General features: G+C 50.6%; 13 protein-coding genes. 2 read left to right on the top strand and 11 right to left on the bottom strand.

Features of this window, described 5'->3' with window-relative positions; genetic code table 11:
• Positions 1 to 16: 16 nt before the first annotated feature.
• The 10 genes from ACFSUS_RS18650 to mtaB all read right to left on the bottom strand — a co-directional run bounded on the left by ACFSUS_RS18650 (position 17) and on the right by mtaB (position 13,026).
• Positions 17 to 2,545, bottom strand: coding sequence for a DUF5686 and carboxypeptidase-like regulatory domain-containing protein (locus ACFSUS_RS18650; protein WP_381525248.1), 2,529 nt, complete (start codon positions 2,543 to 2,545; stop codon positions 17 to 19).
• A 40-nt stretch (positions 2,546 to 2,585) separates the two neighbouring features.
• The gene (locus ACFSUS_RS18645) at positions 2,586 to 3,590 is read right to left on the bottom strand and encodes a lipid A deacylase LpxR family protein (RefSeq protein ID WP_381525247.1); all 1,005 of its coding nucleotides are present in this window, start codon (positions 3,588 to 3,590) and stop codon (positions 2,586 to 2,588) included.
• A gap of 41 nt (positions 3,591 to 3,631) precedes the next feature.
• Positions 3,632 to 3,901 carry a phosphopantetheine-binding protein gene (locus tag ACFSUS_RS18640; protein ID WP_381525246.1) on the bottom strand — a complete coding sequence of 90 codons (270 nt, stop codon included), beginning with the start codon at positions 3,899 to 3,901 and terminating at the stop codon, positions 3,632 to 3,634.
• Positions 3,898 to 4,344 carry a hypothetical protein gene (locus ACFSUS_RS18635; RefSeq protein ID WP_381525245.1) on the bottom strand — a complete coding sequence of 149 codons (447 nt, stop codon included), beginning with the start codon at positions 4,342 to 4,344 and terminating at the stop codon, positions 3,898 to 3,900. The genes ACFSUS_RS18640 and ACFSUS_RS18635 overlap by 4 nt, the downstream gene beginning before the upstream one ends.
• A gap of 80 nt (positions 4,345 to 4,424) precedes the next feature.
• Positions 4,425 to 4,700, bottom strand: coding sequence for an acyl carrier protein (locus tag ACFSUS_RS18630; protein WP_381525244.1), 276 nt, complete (start codon positions 4,698 to 4,700; stop codon positions 4,425 to 4,427).
• 257 nt (positions 4,701 to 4,957) lie between these two features.
• The gene (locus ACFSUS_RS18625; protein WP_381525243.1) at positions 4,958 to 8,110 is read right to left on the bottom strand and encodes an efflux RND transporter permease subunit; all 3,153 of its coding nucleotides are present in this window, start codon (positions 8,108 to 8,110) and stop codon (positions 4,958 to 4,960) included.
• Between the two features lie 96 nt (positions 8,111 to 8,206).
• The gene (locus ACFSUS_RS18620) at positions 8,207 to 9,256 is read right to left on the bottom strand and encodes an efflux RND transporter periplasmic adaptor subunit (protein ID WP_381525242.1); all 1,050 of its coding nucleotides are present in this window, start codon (positions 9,254 to 9,256) and stop codon (positions 8,207 to 8,209) included.
• Positions 9,257 to 9,287: 31 nt separating this feature from the next.
• The gene (locus ACFSUS_RS18615) at positions 9,288 to 10,604 is read right to left on the bottom strand and encodes a TolC family protein (protein WP_381525241.1); all 1,317 of its coding nucleotides are present in this window, start codon (positions 10,602 to 10,604) and stop codon (positions 9,288 to 9,290) included.
• An 84-nt stretch (positions 10,605 to 10,688) separates the two neighbouring features.
• Positions 10,689 to 11,324, bottom strand: a complete 636-nt coding sequence (locus ACFSUS_RS18610) for a TetR/AcrR family transcriptional regulator (protein WP_381525240.1) — start codon at positions 11,322 to 11,324, stop codon at positions 10,689 to 10,691.
• A gap of 373 nt (positions 11,325 to 11,697) precedes the next feature.
• Entirely contained in the window at positions 11,698 to 13,026 is a 1,329-nt protein-coding gene (mtaB, locus tag ACFSUS_RS18605; protein WP_381525239.1) for a tRNA (N(6)-L-threonylcarbamoyladenosine(37)-C(2))-methylthiotransferase MtaB, read from the bottom strand.
• A 512-nt stretch (positions 13,027 to 13,538) separates the two neighbouring features.
• Between mtaB and ACFSUS_RS18600 the strand changes: the two genes are divergently transcribed.
• Positions 13,539 to 14,570 carry a glutamine synthetase beta-grasp domain-containing protein gene (locus ACFSUS_RS18600; RefSeq protein WP_381525238.1) on the top strand — a complete coding sequence of 344 codons (1,032 nt, stop codon included), beginning with the start codon at positions 13,539 to 13,541 and terminating at the stop codon, positions 14,568 to 14,570.
• Positions 14,571 to 14,646: 76 nt separating this feature from the next.
• Here ACFSUS_RS18600 and ACFSUS_RS18595 read toward each other — a convergent pair whose 3' ends face one another.
• Positions 14,647 to 15,792 carry an ATP-binding protein gene (locus tag ACFSUS_RS18595; RefSeq protein WP_381525237.1) on the bottom strand — a complete coding sequence of 382 codons (1,146 nt, stop codon included), beginning with the start codon at positions 15,790 to 15,792 and terminating at the stop codon, positions 14,647 to 14,649.
• A 293-nt stretch (positions 15,793 to 16,085) separates the two neighbouring features.
• Here ACFSUS_RS18595 and ACFSUS_RS18590 point away from each other — a divergent pair, with 293 nt between their 5' ends.
• Positions 16,086 to 18,275 (top strand): glutamine synthetase III family protein, encoded by a 2,190-nt coding sequence (locus ACFSUS_RS18590; RefSeq protein WP_381525236.1) that lies wholly within the window; start codon positions 16,086 to 16,088, stop codon positions 18,273 to 18,275.
• The last annotated feature ends 33 nt before the right edge of the window (positions 18,276 to 18,308 follow it).

Below are 18,308 nucleotides of genomic sequence, written 5' to 3'. Positions count from 1 at the left end.
GCTGTAGGTCAACGGTTTACAGGTTGATCCAGGCAGAAACCTTTATACTAAATAGAGATACGTCAGGATTAGTTCGGTAGGTGAGCCGATGAATGGCATCTACCCGAAATACTTTAAAAATATTGTCGATACCATAGCCAACTTCAACGTAAGGCGTCTGCCCCAGGGGCCGAAAACCGAGCAGGGGTTGCCCTTGCTGATCAGTGGCTGGCGTCAGGTGTTGATTTGCGCTGCTCACGCTCCCCACCAAGACTTTACCCGTGGCCAGAAAGCGCCACTTTAACCGACGAATGGCCGGTAGCCGGTTAAAAAACAGGCCTTCAAAATTGTGCTCTACCATCAACCCGGCGTACCGATCCGTAGCGAATTCAAAGTAGTTCATCAGGTTATAAGCGTTACTCAACCGAAACCAGGATTCGTTACCGAGCGGAATAAAGAGCAATGGGTAGGGGACCGTTGAGGGCATGTAGCCTAGATTCAGCTGGTACGCTGTTCGGCCAAGCACCCCCAGCCGGAAAGAGTGCTTCAGGCTCAGACTAAAGCGGTGATACGTTAAGTCGCCCCCCAGCGCCTGGAGCCCCATATTATAGCGAAACAGCATCACCAGTTGGTTGCTGCTGCCCACACCATAGCGCTCATTATCGTTCTGAACCATCAATTCACCCGGCGCAAAGCGGGTTTCAAACGCTACTTCGGTGGTACGGTAACTAGTGTACAGGCCTTGGTCAGCGTCGTTGGGCTTCTGATAGGCAAAGGCAAACTGCGGCTCGAACGTCCGGCTCCGCAGGCCAAGCGTCTGCGTGAATCCGCTGCCCAGCTCCCGGCGAACGTACCCGTAGGTATTCTGTTGCAGATACGGCCGACGTAGGGTGCCAAAGCGGGAGTAGGCAATAAATAAGACGTTGGTGCCGATGGTTTCGTCGGTAATGCCTAATTGTTCCAGATCATAGCTGTGTTGCAGACCAATGACGGTCCACGGCTTTTTGTTAGCGATGTAGTCAATACCTACGTTGTATTTACCCCGTTGATCACGCGTGCCATAGGCCGTATAGCCGCTTAGAACCCAACGTCGGCTGAAGTTCGTGTTCGTGCGCAGGCCCAGCCGGAACCGGTTGCCTTCGGTGTCGTTATAGGCGTAGCTGTATAACAGAGGGCCTACGTCTACGGGCAAGGATTTCAGGGGGAAATAACCAACGGTGGTCAGCTTAACGACTTCACCGATGGTTTTCATAGCGGGTACGTTCCGTACGGAATCGACAACCTCAAACGCCCGAAGCTCCTGCGAAGACAGGTTCTGCGGGCGGGCCTGCTGCCAATAGGCAGGTGAGGTTTCGCGGTAGGTTTCGGCTAGTTCGAGGGCCGGTTCATAAAAACTGGGTTCGTAAGGCTGAGCCAGTTTAATGTGCTGGGCGGCCAGATACATCCTGATCAGCAGACCGGGTGCCCGCTCCGTCGGTTCGTCCGTATCGATCAGGAGTTGGGTCAATACCGGCATACGTACCGGTCGATTGTTGGTGCTGTCAGTGATCTCTTCCCAATCCTGCTCAAGCCGAATTTCATCCACAAAATTGATGTTGGCGCGTTTGTCGATCTGGGCGTCAATTTTCGATAGGCCGTACTGGGTCGTATCGATCCAGACGGTGCCGTTAAACGCTAAGTCCGTGACTCGTTGGGGCTCAAAATCAATCTTAAAGCAAACCATGCCGTCCAGCGACACGGTATCCATCAGGTGAAACCGGTAGGCGGTCTGCCAGAATTGACCCAGGGGGGAGGGTAAGTCTTTGCGAAGTATGCTAACGTAGTTTTCGTAGAAGTTGTATTGCTGAAACGACGCCCCGGTGAGCTGAGCCGATACACCCCCATCGGTGATGCCCACACCCGACGCCCGACTTTTAAGAATCCGCTCTTTGACCTTGGCCGGATTTGACCGGTAATAGTATTCTGAGGCCGTTTCTGACACGTAAACCGGCACGGCTGGTTTACCCGATTCGTCGGTAATGGCGGGTAGTTTAGCGAGTTGTCTGCCCAGAAAGCCAGGCCCACGGCCTCTTCGGCCCGCTTCGGTAAAGTTATTGACGTATGCTTCTACTTTAGAGTAGCTTTCGTATTGAAAAGCAGGTAGTTGACTCGTGTTGAACTGGTCGCGACGACGAATGGCTTCCCGGATGATCCGATAAGCCGGATCGCCCCCTTTGGCATAGACTTTTACCTCTTGTAAGCCCTTGGCGGCTGGCGTTAACGTAACATCGACGGTCTGGCTGTTAATGGCCAGCAGCCGGTAGGCGCGCGTCTGATACCCCAGACTCGACACGAGCAATGAATCGCTGATGTGGCTGGTGCTGATCTTGAAACGGCCTTCGGCATCCGATGTCGTGCCCGCTGTTGTGCCTTTAATGGCGACACTAACGAATGGAATACCCACCCCGGTCGTGGCGTCTGTTACGTGGCCGCTGATCTGATAGGTCGTTTGGGCGACGACCGACGACGACCACAGCGTCAGTACCCAAAGTGACCCGATTAGTTGATGTATAACGTGAGTGCTCATCTGAATTTATGTGTTGGTTATGCCCCTGCATCTCCCCGGTTTATAGGCCGAAAGAGAAGGTTAAATTGCCTACCTGCTGCGACGGCGCTCCATTGTACTGAGCCGTAATCAGCTTCTCGCTAAATGAAATGCCCAGCCGATTTCGCGACAGCACAACCCCGTATTCAAACTGCATATACCCCCGGTTCAGTAGATCGCGGTCAATGACGTGTTCGGCGCTGTTGTGAGTGAAAAAGCCGCCCTGCAGCACGGCGTCGTCCATGACTAAACGCCCCACCGGCCGCATGAAGAAATAAAACTGAAAGGGGCGTTTGCCGGGTTGACTAGCGGCTTCCCGGTTTGGGAAGTTTGAGAAATAGTTGCCGAAAATGCCGGCCCTGAACGTAATGCCGGCGTTGATGTTGTTACTTAGCGACCCAACGTTCGTGCTCAGCAAACCGATAATCTCTAAGTTGGGTGAGGGCTGAACGAGAGCTTTTTCGTACACAATCAGGTAGTTGATGACCACATCGGTAGGAAGCTGATGTTGCCAGCCCCGCGGCTTGTCAAAGCCAAATTTTTCATGGAACCAGGTTTGTACTTCCTTTCCTAATGCGGCTTTCCCCAGTACGCCCAGGCCTAGTTCGGTGGTGAGCCGTTGCTTATGTATCGGATCTGATGAGATGAGGGAGTGCGTAGCGTACAATACGCCCGTGTAAGGCCTGCTCTGCCGAATGACGTTTTCCTGAGTAATGTCAGACGGGGTATACATGAGCTGAGTCAGCCCAACGCCATACAGGTTGTCGATGGCATTCGGGTCGTTGTCGTCTTCAAAACGCTGACTACCAATGGGGATCAACAACGCACTCAAGAGCCGGGGTTTGGCGTGTTTCGTGTAGAAGATGTCGATTCGGGTGCCATTGGTGTACTCACGGTCGGTTGATTCCCGACGAACGTTGAGCGCATCGTTGTCTTCACTGATGCGAATGAGTTGCAACTGGTTGCGCTGGGCCAGGCCGTGGATGACCAGCAGCCAGCTTAGGGTGAACATTACTATACGTTTCATACCGGGAACAGTTGTGTGGGCGGACTTCCATACAGGTTGGTTTAGTGCAGGCCTTCAACCGGGGTAGAAACGAGTTGCACCTGGTTTAAAAGGCCAACTATGCTCCGGATGGTGCTGATTTCTTTGATTTGCTCGGCGGTTAATTTAAGATGGAACTCATCCTCGATGAGTCTGGCCAGCTCGCGTAAATCACCGGCTTTGTAACCCAGGTCTTTTCGCAGGTTCGCTTCCGGATGGATGTGGGGCATTGTTACTATGCCTTGCCGGAGAATCACCGTCCGAAGGCGGTCGTACTGAATGAGACTTATCATGACCGGGCCGGGTTAGATCGATAAGACGGTATGGATGGCATTGGGCTAATGGTATGTGCTGTGCCCCACAGCGTCTGATACGATTCTTCGATATCGACAAAGGCAGCTTTCAGATCGTCGATTAAGGTTTGCATCGCCTGGTGGGTGTAGGTTAGTCGGTGCAGAAGACCCGCATTCGCTTCCTGGGTGCGCAACTGAGCGACCGTCGCTGTCAGATGAATGGCTAACCGGCCGAAAAACTGAGCGCGGTAGTGCATTCGATCGCGCAGGTAGTTACTCAGCGGGCTAAGGTCTGGATAGCGTACGTTGATGTGGGCGAGTTGACGATCGTACTCCCGGACAGTTTGACGAGAGGTCGTTACGAAGGCCAGCCAGTGTTCATAATCACTTAGCAGCGTTTCAGGGGGAAGTAGTGGCGATAAAGCCGGACGGGAAGCTTTCATAATGATACGTTGGTTGGGGGGTATTGGTAGTTTAAGGCTGTCTCCTCAGCTTGTGTGGACACAGGCCGAGGCAGTAACAATCAACCTTCCTGGCTCAACAGCGATTGACCGGTATCGAATCTCAGTTCAATCGACAGGTACTCCTTTAGCTGCCCCACCGTTTGCAACATCCACCAGTCTTCGTCGGGTATGCGAATACCGAAGTTTATCTCTACCTGAAGCAGCAGATCGGTTACGTCCAGGGAATCGAGTCCCAGGTCACGGGTGAAACTGGCCTGGTCTGTCAGGGCAGACGGACTCAAACCAACATTGATCAAAATTTCCTGTAGGCGGCTGTTAATTTGTTGAATAGTCATTGAGGTAGGATGGGAGGTTAGTTTTAACATGAATTACCTGCGCCTTGTAGAGCCGGGCCTTACTCGGACAAATGGCTCCCAAGCCGCGTAAAGGTTTAACAGAAGGGGTATATTGACAACTCAATGTCGCAGAACCAGCAACTTCCGGGTGTGAAGCATCTGATTTCGGGGGCGAAGTTTTTCGGGTCTGTGCTTTGCCTGGCCGTTGCTTTATGGCTAGGCGGTCGATAAAGACACAGACCCGAAAAGAAAGTGACTTAATGAACGGGTTCCGCTACCTGAACGTCCTGAACATCGGCGGTTTTAGATTTGCCGCGGTAGTTCGCCCATTTCTCCTGAAGCCGGTCGACGAGGTAATACATCATGGGTACCAGGAAGATGGTCAGCATCATTGAGCTGGTTAAGCCGCCAATCAATACCCAGGCCAGCGAATTTTTCCACTCGGCACCTGCCCCCGAAGCCGTAGCGATGGGGATCATACCGATCACCATGGCAATGGTCGTCATCAGGATCGGGCGTAAGCGTTCTTCGCCCGCGTGTAAAATGGCCTTGTAATAGCTAACGCCCTGCGCCTTTTGCTGATTGGCAAAGTCGACGATCAGAATGGCGTTCTTTATCACCAGACCAATCAGCATCAGAAAGCCCAACAGAGAGAAGATCCCGATGTTTGATGAGGTTAGGGCCAGTACAAGTAGAGCTCCAATAACGGCCACCGGCACTGAGAACATCACCACGAAGGGGTAAATGAAGCTGTCGTAGAGCAGGACCATGATGAAGTACACCAGCATCAGACCAACCAGCATCGCCAGGCCCAGCGAACCGAATCCCTCCGACTGGTTCTTGGCATCTCCACCCCAGGTCAGCGTCACACCGGCGGGTAGCGGATTTTTGACCAGATCAGCCTGAATAACGCTGGTTAGTGTGCCTGATCCGGTGCCTAACGTATTAGCCGTGACCGTTACGGCCGAACGGCGGTTCTTACGCTCCAGCAGTGATGGCCCGTTGCTCTGCGTAACATTGGCAAACTCCGCCAGACGTACTGGCCGCTCGGCCGATGGGCTAAAGAAGTTGATGTTCTTAACCGCATCAGGGTTCTTGCGATCGAAGGCGTCCAGCATAATGCGGATGTCATAATCTTCGCCACCATCGCGGAACTTGGAATCGTCGTCACCCGCGAAGGCCGTCTGAAGCGTAGCGCCTACCGTTTGAATGTTGATGCCCAGTTTGGCCATTTTCTCCCGGTCAATGTCTACCCGAACCTCTGGATTACCTGACTCAATGGAAACGTTGACGTCGTTGGCGCCGGGTGTTCTCCGAATCCGATCGGCTAATTTATTAGCCGCGTCCAGGTTCTTGTTTACGTCGTCGCCACTCAGGAAGATCTCGACAGGTGATCCGCTGTTGACCATACCCACCACGGACGAGTTAAATTCAATGGCCGGGAACCGCTGTTCCAGTTCTTTCCGAACGTCGATCATGTACTGCTCGGTCAGCTTTTTGCCCGGCCGTTTATCAGCCTCCGCCAATTGCACCGTAAGCTCGGTTCGGTTGGTTTCGCCCTGTCCTGTGCTGTTTATGCCTGTACTGGCTCCGCCTACGTTTGCAAAGATGGATTCCACTTCGGGCTTGGCCCGCAGGTAATTTTCAATGCGTAGAGCGGTCAGGTTATTCAGTTGCAGGGATGCACTCTTGTCTACCTTCATGGTCAGCAGAAACTTCCCCTGGTCACCCTGCGCCACAAACTCAGAGCCAATAATTCCCAGACTCATAACCCAGGCTGTACCGGCAAAAATCGCGATCAGGATACCCGTAAACGCCAGCTTGTGGCTCAGTACCCACTCAAGGCTGCTGTGATACCATTTGGTTAACCCCGTTAGTCCCCGCTCAAACCAGAGCAGAAACGCCTGAAAAGGATTCTTGGGATTCAGGTGTTCCAGTTTAGCTAACCGCGATGTCATCCAGGGTGTCAGGGTAAAGCTAGCCAGCAAACTCACCATCGTGGCAAAGGCGACGGTTAGTGAGAATTGGCGCAGGAGGTCGGCGATGACCGAGTTCACAAACGTGATCGGCACAAACACAACCACAATCACCAGCGTAATGGCTACAGCCGCAAAGCCGATTTCTTTCATGCCGTCCAGGGTAGCCTGCCAGCGATTTTTGCCCATCTCTAAGTGTCTTTGGATGTTTTCCAGTACCACAATGGAGTCATCGACCAGGATACCGATCACGAGCGACAGCGCCAGCAGCGTCATCAGGTTGAGCGTGTAGCCCATCACGTACATAAACAGGAAGGCCGAAATCAGCGAGGCCGGTACGGACACCATCACGATGAACGCATTGCGGAAGCTGTGCAGGAAGAGCAGCATCACGACCGCCACCAGGCCGATGGCCAGCATCAGATCGTGCGTAACGGCCTCAACGGAAGCCAGCGTCATAATGCTACTATCGTAGGCAATGGCAAATTCGACGTGGTCTTTGGCGTTTTCTTTCGAAATAGCCGCCATTTTTTCCTGCACCACCCGGCTAATTTCTACCGCGTTAGCATCCGATTGCTTTTTGATAAATAAACCGATACCGTTCTTGCCGTTGTAGCGGCTGATGCTTTCGGCCTCGGTCAACCCATCCGTTACGTCGGCTACGTCGCCTACCCGAATGGGACTGCCGTTGGTTGGGGTGACGATCACTAACTTCCGAATGTCATCCAGCGAGGTGAATTTACCCGCGAGACGTAACGTCATGTTCTCCGTCGTATTCTTTACTTTTCCCGTCGGGAAATCCAGGTTGGCCTGGTTGATCGCCTGAGTCACCTGAAGCAGCGACAAACCGTAATAATTCAATTTGTCATCGTCTACATTTACGCGAATTTCCCGTTTGTCGCCACCCACCATTGTAATTTCGGCAACGCCCGCAATCTGCTGGAGCTGGGGCAGATACCGGTCTTCCATCTGCTGATAAAAAACTTCGTTTGGCAACGACGAGGTAGCCAACAACTGCATAATCGGCTGGTCGCTGGGCGAAATTTTTGCCAGCGAGGGCGTCTCCGCATCGTCGGGCAGGTCACTCTCCATCTTGTTGATTTCCCGCTGGGCGTCCTGCATGGCTAGGTCAATGTCGGTACCCGCTTTGAACTGAACAATTACTACCGAGGCATTCTCGAACGATTTGGACTGTACATCGTCTAGGTTGTCCAGGCCTGATACGGCATCCTCAATCTTTTTACTGACTTCCGTTTCTACTTCCGACGGAGCCGCCCCCGGATACGTGGTCGTGATGGTGATGGTTGGTACCGAAAATTCCGGCAATAGCTCATAACTCAGCAAGTTATAGCTGAACAGGCCACCAATACTCAAGACTGCGAAGAGGACAATGATGAGTGAAGGGCGTTTGATGATGGTTTCGACAAAATTCATGGCTGAAGAATGAAAGGGTGAATGAGCGAAAGGGTGAGTGCCGGAGTAAGAAAGGGATTACGCTCTTTCACTCATTCACTCTTTCGCTCTTTAGTCTTATTGCGCGACTACCGGCGTACCGTTTTGTAAGTTGATCTGACCGCTGGTGACGACCTGATCGCCCACCTTCAAGCCCTTCGTAATCTCGTAGTATTCGTTGGTGGTAGCGCCAATTTCCACCGACTTCAGTACCGCTTTGCCGTTTTCAACCACATAGATCTGGGGTTGCTTGGAAGAGCCCAGAATCGCCTGACGAGGTACAGCCAGCGTGCTTGCCTTCAGTTTATTTGTGTTGGCAATGGAGCCATACATACCGGCCCGGAGCATATTCTTGCCGGAGTTCGGAACCGTAATTTCAATGGGGTAATTGTGGGCGGCATCCCCTTGTGCCGCAATCATGGTAATCCGTCCAGTAAAGCGCGTATCCGGATAAACCTCTGTTTCGATGGGAAGTGATTGACCAACGCGGAACTGATTGACTGAACTTTCCGGAATTTCAACGACTAACTTGAGCGACGAGATGTCGGTGATTTTGGCAATAGGCGATCCTGTTCCGATAACCGAACCCTTTTCTACCATCTTCTCGGTGATAATGCCGGAGAAAGGCGCGGTAATGGTGGTGTTGGCAATGCGTTTCTGAAGCTGCTTGATCTGCGCCTGGGTCGAGCGGATGCTCAGTTGAGTACGCTCCAGATTTACGGCCGGTGTGGCATCGCCTTTCACCAAATTCTCGTAGCGTTTCAGGTCATTCTGGTAGCCTTCCAGCGTTACCTGCAAGCCTTCAACCTGCAACCGAAGCTGCTCGTCGTCAATCTTGGCAATCAACCGACCCGCGCTAACAGATTGTCCTTCCTGAATAGGCAGCTGGGTGATTTGGCCGCCTTCCTGTGGCCTCACTTCGGCTTCCCGATTCGGCGAAAACGAGCCCAAAAACTCGGTTTCTTGCGATAAATTGCGTAGTTCGGCCTTCGCCGTGCGAACACCTACTTTCAGGTTAGCGTCGGGCTTGTACACCTTGGCTTCTACTTCTTTCTTGTTGGTCAGCAACGTCCAGGCCGTTAATCCCAGGGTGCCGACAATAGCAAGTAATACCAGAATTCGTTTCATTGCTTTTTGTTGATTTTATAGGTTGTATGACTTAGCGATTGATTAAGCTACCGGTAGCTTTTTTCCAGTCTAACTCGGCCGTGCGGAGGTTGACTAAGGTGTTGAGATAGTTGTTTTGTGCTTCGCGAAGGGAGTTTTCGGCCTGAACAACGTCGGTGATGTCGACCGTGCCTTCTTTAAATTGAAGTTGCGTTTGGGTGTAAACTTTTTCAGCTAAGGTTACCTGTCCCCGGTTTGTGGATAGATTCTGCTGCTCGACCAGAAACTTGTTACGGGCATTGGCAATGTCCATGGCAATTGACTCGTTGGTCTGGCGAAGCTGAACGTCCAGTCTCTGGTTGTCGATTTTCTTCTGGCTCAGCTGAGCTTTCCGGGCGAAGCCATCGAAGATGCTCCAGTTTAACTGAATCCCGAACCAGTAACCCGGTACGTTCTTAATGTAGGAGTTATCGCCACCCGTAGCGTAAACCGTGCTGTTAGCCGTACCGTAGGCTGACACAGACGGTATGAAACCTGCTTTGACATTACGCTGCTCCAGTCCGTTCAGGTCTTTCTGCCGGTTGAGCAGCAGTACATCCGTTCGATTAATGGTGAATTCATTGGCGGGCGTTACCGGTGTGGTTTCGTCGATGGCCGTCCGAACTGCCAGCGAATCAGTTTGTGGCGTTCCGGTCAGGTATTTGAGATTATTCAGGAGCTGGTTGTACGTAGCCAGCAGGGATTCGATCTGGGTTTGCGATGACGTTTTGCTGAGTTGTAGCCGGTCGACGTCGATGCCCTGGGCTAACTGGTTCTGCCGCCGTAAGTCTGTGATGCGAATGAGCCGTTCGGTCGATGCCAGGTTCGTGCGTAGAAAGGCAATTTGCTGGGCGGTCGTTTGTAAGTTGTAATACGTAGCCGATACGTCATAGGCAATATCTTCTTTAGCTTTCTGGGTTTGCAAAGCCGATAAATCACGGCTCACTTTGGCGGTCCTCAAGGCAATCATCAGCGATGGGTTGTAGAGTTGCTGCGTTGCCTGCACCGATGTCGACAAATTGTAGGGAAGTCCGAAGGCCAACACAGAGTAGGTACCTTCTGGGCCACCGAAAGCAGAAGCAGGCACCACCTGCCCCGGAATCTTGATGTAGCGTTTGTAATCGCCGGACAGATTTACCTGGGGTCTGGCGCTAGCCTTTACTTCGGCAATCTGCGCTTCGGTCTTAATCTCGTTCAAGCGAGCCGATTGTACACTATAGCCATTTGTCAACGCCTTGTTGATTAATTGCTCCAGCGTATAATCCTGCGCTTCAGCCAGCGAACTTCCCATAGCAAGAAGTGCGGAAAGGTACCATCGAATGGTTTTCATAACATGGTGTTGGGGAATTGTTTTAAACATGGTTAATAAGTGATTATTTTAAATATTTGTTTAAAATATGGATAAAAAAAAGGCTTAAGCCTTTTCATGTTCGTACAAATAACTGGTAATCATATCAATGACCAGCTGTTTCTGTTCATTGACAAACTGGTCAAAACCATCTTCAGTCATGTTCCACATTTTCATGTGCATCGATTTAGCAATGAACAAAAACTGAACGTTAGCAAAGACTATCGGCATAAGATGATGCCCCTTGATAGGTCGAATAGTGCCTTTTTTAATCTCTTCTTGAAGCTGCTCCTCAAACATAGATTGATGAATTTGCTTCAAAGTTCCAATGCAGGTTGCCATCCGTTCAGGATTCCGGTGGATCTCGTTCATGACGAAGATCGATAGGCTTGGATTATTTTTACAAAGCTCGAAGTCGTGATTGATCATCTCCGAAATCTTTTCGCGCAGGCTGATCGGCTTGTTCATGATCTCGATCATGCCCTGAAAGAACAGTTGAAGCATCTCCTCAAAGATGCTCAAAAACAGCTTCTCTTTGCTGCGGAAATAATAGTTCGTTAACGCTATGTTGATACCGGCTGCCTCTGCAATATCCCGCGACGTAGCGCCGTCAAAGCCTTTTTCTAAGAATACTTTCTTAGCAGCTTCCCGGATACGTTCTTCGGTCGATTGTGAAGGTAAGCAGTTCATTGTCTTTTTCATTTGACGATTCAAAAGTATGTTGTGTTCTTATAACGAGCAACTGTTTCAAATAGTTTTTTTAAACAACTATTTAAATTCTTTATTTAGTGCAATTATGTAGCGGATAACTTTTATAAACTCGTAAAATGTACAATAAAATATGTTTTCATGAGTAATCCCGGCGAGTTTCAAATGAAGTTATTCCAGATTACTGGTTGCGGCCAACTGTAGCTGGTTGTGCACACGTGGCCGTCGAGGCTACAACTGGCTTCTTCAACCAGGCGGTTAACTGTAATGCGAAAACCCCAGCGGGTTCAATGAGCGTGAAGGGCGACTATGTAAGGTCAAACAAAAAGACCGGTGTCTCCACCGGCCTCTTACTATTTTAGTTGATTCAGTGCTTTTCGAATACGCAATCGGCTTCGGCTACTTCCATCAAGCCATCGGCGTTGACGGCCGTCAGCCGTACGGGGAGTATTTCGTTGATCAGTAAGGGATCATACTTGGCCACGACCCGAACATAGTTTTCCGTAAATCCCTGCATCAGGCCATCAGCGACGTCTTCTTCAAATAGGACCGACGCGTCACGCCCAACCTGTGAGTCGTAAAAATAACGGCGTTTCTTATCTGACAAAATGTGTAGCATTTTCGACCGTTCAGCCCGAACCTGACCGGGGACAACGGGCTTAATGGCGAGCGCCGTAGTGTTGGGCCGTTCCGAATACGTAAAGACGTGCAGATACGACACCGGCAGTTCATTCAGGAACTGGTACGTTTCTTTGAACAATTCGTCGGTCTCGCCGGGGTGCCCAACAATAACGTCGACTCCGATACAGGCATGTGGCATTAATTCCTTAATCTTAGCAACCCGATCAGCGTATAGTTCGCGCTTGTACCGACGACGCATCAACCCCAGCACCCGATTGCTGCCCGATTGCAGTGGTACGTGAAAGTGCGGCACAAACCGCTTCGACTGCGCGACAAAGGCAATGATTTCGTCGGTGAGCAGATTAGGCTCGATGCTCGAGATGCGGAACCGCTCAATGCCGTCTACCTCGTCGAGCGCCTGCACCAGATCCAAAAACGTTTCCTGCCGGAGGCCGTCTACCAGGCCGAAATCACCAATGTTTACGCCGGTTAAAACGATTTCTTTAACCGCACGACCTGCAATTTCGTGGGCTGCCTTAACGACGTTTGCTACCGTGTCGGAGCGGCTTTTGCCCCGTGCCAGTGGAATGGTACAGTACGCACAAGGGTAATCGCAGCCGTCCTGCACTTTCAAAAACGTGCGGGTGCGGTCGTTAAGTGAGTACGATGCGTGGTAATCGACAACGTGTTCAATCGGCGAGTTGAACACCCGCGCGGGCTGACCGGTTGGTACCTTTTCAAACGTGGGCATCAGCTCATGCAGCCGAAACTTCTCGGCGGCTCCCAATACAGCGTCGACGCCCGGAATTTCTGAAATCTCGGTTGGCTTCAGTTGCGCGTAACAACCCAGGATAGCCACGTAGCCATCCGGGTTAATTTTCTGCGCTTCGCGGACGATCTTTCGGCATTTTTTGTCGGCGTTGTCCGTTACGGAGCACGTATTAATAATAAAGATGTCGGGCTGCTGATTGAACTCTACCCGCTCATACCCCTGCTGTTCCATCAGGCGGGCCAGGGTAGAGGTTTCCGAAAAGTTCAGCTTGCAGCCGAGTGTATAAAAGGCAACTTTTTTCACAGTATGCAATAGTGAGGCTTGGAGCCGGGCGTATCAAAAGTGGCTGTCAGGCGTTATTGATGGTCGCGATGAATGATCTATCCGGCAAAATTACAAAAAAACGGCCGGGCCGGTTCCTGTGTGCTAAACAAAGGGAAGGGGGCAGGTGTCTGATGAACAGGCTTTATTAAAGATTAACCGGGCAGCCATAGTTGTTAATAGGCCTGTGATGGTATACAACGGTTTCTGATAAAATAAGCTGTTTTAGCATTTGATATGTCAAAATAATAAGGTAACAGAGCTTAAATTCAATGAATAATTGGACTTGGACACTGGTTGATAAACAATTAAAATTTATTAATAAATATGGATGTTTTGTGTACTGAACGAATTAAAATTATAATATTTCCGTAAAAACCGTAAAAAATACGGCTGGATGCAGCAATGGCATTTATAATTTATTGTTACGCCCCACTATATTTGCTAAAAGTATCGTAACAAAACCCGTATCTAGTTTAATCCACCTGTACATCATGGCAAAGTCGAAGTTAGAGTACATTTGGCTCGATGGCTACAAGCCCACCCAAAGCCTACGTTCAAAAACCAAAATTGAAGGAGACTTTTCGGGCAAGCTCGAAGATTGCCCACTTTGGTCGTTTGACGGCTCGTCAACGGAACAGGCACCCGGCGGTTCGTCGGATTGCTTACTGAAGCCGGTTTTCATCTGCCCTGATCCACAGCGTAAGAATGGATATCTCGTCATGTGCGAGGTATTGAACGCCGATGGTACGGCCCACGAGTCGAATGGTCGTGCTACGATTGAAGATGATGACAATGATTTCTGGTTCGGTTTCGAACAGGAGTACTTCTTGTGGGATACGTCGATCAACAAGCCGCTCGGCTTCCCGGCTGAAGGCTTCCCAAGTCGTCCGCAAGGCCCTTACTACTGCTCAGTTGGCGCACAAAACGCTTATGGTCGTTACATTGTTGAAGAGCATCTGGACGCTTGTCTGGACGCTGGCCTGAACGTTGAAGGTATAAATGCTGAGGTAGCTACCGGGCAGTGGGAGTTCCAGATCTTCGCCAAAGGGGCGAAAGACGCCGGTGATCAGATCTGGGTGGCTCGCTACATCCTGGAACGTATCGGTGAGAAATACGGCGTTTCTATCAACTGGCACTGCAAACCATTGGGCGACACCGACTGGAACGGCTCGGGTATGCACGCTAACTTCTCGAACTCAGTGTTGCGCACCGCCGGTAGCAAAGACATTTACGACAAAATCTGTCAGTCGTTTGCACCAGTCGTTAAAGAGCACATCGCGGTGTATGGCGCTGACAACGAAATGCGGTTGACTGGTAAGCACGAAACCCAGTCGATCGATCAGTTCTCGTATGGTGTATCAGACCGGGGTGCTTCGATTCGTATCCCAATCGCTACGGTAGAGCGCGGCTGGAAAGGCTGGTTAGAGGATCGTCGGCCAAACTCGGCAGCTGATCCGTATAAGGTAGCCGCTCGCATCATCAAGACCGTTAAGTCGGCCAGTGTATTGGAAGAAGTGGCTTAATTGATAATCAATAGCTAGCAGAAGCCCGGCTACGCAAGTGGTCGGGCTTTTCTATTGAGTCCTGCCTGACACCTGGCTAAAGTAAAAAAGAGAGGTAGTTATCCTGATTGATTACGTCGAACCCCGCGTCGGGATAGGTAGCGATCCAGGAGGCTGGGGCCTTAGCTAACTTCCGCGAAAATTTGAATTCGTAGCCCGTTAATTGTCCATCGGCTTCTTCAACATAGTCGAGCTCAGCACCAGTGTAGGTTCGCCAAAAATAAGTATTGGCAAATTGCCCCATATAAGCATTACGTTTCTGACGTTCTACGACCAGAAAATTCTCCCAAAGTGCGCCGACATCGGTTCGTAAGTCAAGCGGTTGGAAGTTGTCTATGAGCACATTACGGATGCCAAGGTCATAGAAATAAATCTTATCCATTTTGCTAATTTCTTTCCGGAGGTTTCGGCTGAAGCCAGATAGCCGAAAGACGACAAATGCTTTCTCAAGCAGGTCTATATACGTATTGACGGTGTCTTTGCTCATACCCAGCGTGTTGCCTAACTCGTTGAGTGAAACCTCCGAACCAACCTGGAACGCCAGCAGTCGAAGAAGTTTACGAAGTTTATCGGCGTGCCGGATAGAGGCCATTTCAAGGACGTCTTTGTACAGATAAGCTGAAGAAAGCTCCCGGAGGTATTGTGCTTTATCGGCCGCGTTTGCTAGTTGAAGCGTATCGGGGTAGGAGCCAAAACGAAGTAATTCCTCCAGCCGCTGCTGTAGCAGAAAGGCGTTTTGCTGCTGCCGAAGTTCGCCCAGCGAAATCGGAAAAAGCTCATACGTCCAGGTGCGGCCGGTAAGGGCTTCTTTGGTGCGGTTGGCCAGTTCAAAAGACGACGATCCTGTAGCAATAATCTTTAATGCAGGCAAGGCATCGTGAAGGATTTTAAGGTTTATGCCAATGTCAGGAATTCGTTGGGCTTCGTCAATAAACAGGAGCTCATACCCTTCAACCAGGAGCTTCATCTGAGCAAGGTCCCGTCCTGAAAGCACGCTTTCATACATGGCTTCGTCAGTATTTACGTTCAGTGACCGATAAGGCAATGTGTTGATTAATTCGCGCACTAAGGTAGTTTTACCAACCTGCCGGGGACCGTACAAAATAATGATTTTGTCTGATTCAATCAGCCGTTGACGTATTGGTTTGGATAGTAAACGGGGTATTGTAATATGAATTGGCATAAGTCGCCTAACATTAGTCAATGAATTAGCCAAAATAGCGCTATTTTGGCTAATTCATTGACTAATGTTAGTAATAAGGTTCAATAACCATTGTATATTAGAAAAACTGAGTGTTGTAATATGGCTGAATGTAACAAATAAGGTATTGAAACAACTTATTACGATTTATCATCAATAGCTAGCAGAAGCCCGGCTAGGTGAGTGGTCGGGCTTTTTTGGGTAAGGCATTGTAATACGTTTCGAAGGCATGTATGTTTGGTTAATTTTTCAATCAAAAATTACCTGAACCAGACATGTCTAATTTCCGATTTAAAGCCCTTGAAATTGCCCAGAGTCGTCAGGCAATACCTGTAGTAGCTCCTGTGGAACGGGTTGGCGACTTCTTCGGCAGTAATACATTTAACAATGAAGTAATGCGGGCCCTGCTTTCGCCCGAAGCGTATCTGAAAGTAACCGAAGCTATCCAGACCAACGGCCAGATTGACCGGGCCATCGCCGACGAAGTGGCCGGGGCCATGAAATCATGGGCCACCTCGAAAGGAGCTACCCACTACACCCACTGGTTTCAACCACTAACGGGCGAAACGGCCGAAAAACACGATGCTTTCTTTGACATTACCATCGACGGGAAAGCTATCGAAAAATTTAAAGGCAGTGCGCTGGTTCAGCAGGAGCCCGATGCGTCCTCGTTTCCCAATGGAGGGTTGCGGAATACGTTTGAAGCGCGGGGCTATACCGGCTGGGACCCTTCGTCACCGGCTTTTCTGATGGATAACGGAGCCGGTGGGAAAACGCTTTGTATCCCATCGGTTTTCATCTCCTATACCGGTGAAGCGCTCGATTACAAAACGCCTTTGCTGAAGGCTCTTAATGCGCTGGACAAGGCTGCCACGGCAGTTTGTCAGTATTTTGACCGTAGCATAACCAAAGTTACCCCCACACTCGGACCCGAGCAGGAATACTTTGTGGTCGATCGGGCGTTGTTCTACGCCCGCCCTGATCTGGTGCTGGCGGGCCGTACCATTTTTGGGCATCAGCCCGCACGGGGGCAGCAGTTGGAAGACCATTATTTCGGGTCGATTCCGCCCCGAATCAACGCCTTTATGGTCGACTTCGAGTTTGAATCCATGAAACTCGGTATGCCCGTACGAACTCGTCACAACGAAGTAGCACCGGGGCAGTTTGAGGTGGCGCCTACTTTTGAAGAGGTGAATCTGGCCATTGACCACAATGCGTTGTTGATGGACCTCATGGAGAAAATTGCCGAGAAGCATAACCTGAAGGTACTTTTTCATGAAAAACCATTTGCCGGTATCAACGGTAGTGGCAAGCACAATAACTGGTCGATGGGGACCAATACCGGCGTCAACTTGTTGGCTCCCAGCACTCGTCCAAAAGAAAGTCTGCGGTTTCTGACGTTCCTGGTAAACGTAGTGAAAGCGGTGCATGATAACGCCGATTTACTCCGGGCCAGCATTGCCTCGGCCGGTAACGAGCACCGGTTGGGGGCCAACGAAGCCCCACCCGCCATCGTCTCGGTGTTTCTGGGCGAAACGTTGACCCAGGCGCTCAATGATCTGGAAACGAAATCGGAAGTGACCGTCAACAAGGGCGACAATGTGTATTACAAACTAGGCCTGAATCGCATCCCGAGCCTGATGCGCGACAACACCGACCGGAACCGAACCTCGCCGTTTGCTTTTACGGGCAATAAATTTGAATTCCGGGCGGTGGGAAGCTCCGCCAATTCGGCGTCGACAATGATTGTGCTGAACGGTATTGTGGCTGACCAACTAAACAAGTTCAAGACGGATCTCGACGGCCGGTTGGCGCGGGGCGAGAAGAAAGAACTGGCCATTGTCGATATTTTGAAAGAGTACTACGCCAACTCGAAGCGAATTCTGTTCGAGGGGAATGGCTACTCCGACGAGTGGGTCGAAGAAGCCGCCCGGCGCGGTCTGTCAAATATTAAATCGTCGCCAGAAGCTTTAGGCGTCTATGTACAGCCGGAGTCGCTGGCCTTGTTCGAGCGGACGGGCATCATGAACCATGCCGAAGTGGAGTCGCGCTACGAGATAGAGCTCGAAAAGTACATTAAGAACGTGCAAATCGAGTCGCGCGTGATGGGCGACCTGGCCATGAATCACGTGGTGTCGACGGCACTGAAATACCAAAACAAATTGGCCGAAACCGCCCGCAACCTGGTGGAGCTGGGCATGACAGCCGAAGCCGAGCCAATTAAAGACATCCTGCGGGAGATTTCAACCCGCGTGATGGCCATTAAGCGCCAAACCGAGTCCATGATTGAGGCCCGCAAAAAAGCCAATAACGTAACGGACACGACTGAGCGAGCTAAACTCTACGCTACCGAGGTAAAAGACCATTTCGATATCATTCGTTATGAAGTCGATAAGCTTGAGCAAATCGTTGATGATGAAGACTGGCCACTAGTGAAGTACCGCGAGCTGTTGTTTGTAAAATAAAGAGCGAAATAGTGAATGAGCGAATGAGTGATT

It is taken from the genome of Spirosoma soli, assembly GCF_042684525.1.
Classification (GTDB): Bacteria; Bacteroidota; Bacteroidia; order Cytophagales; family Spirosomataceae; genus Spirosoma; species Spirosoma soli.
This window is presented reverse-complemented; position numbering and strand designations above follow the sequence as displayed.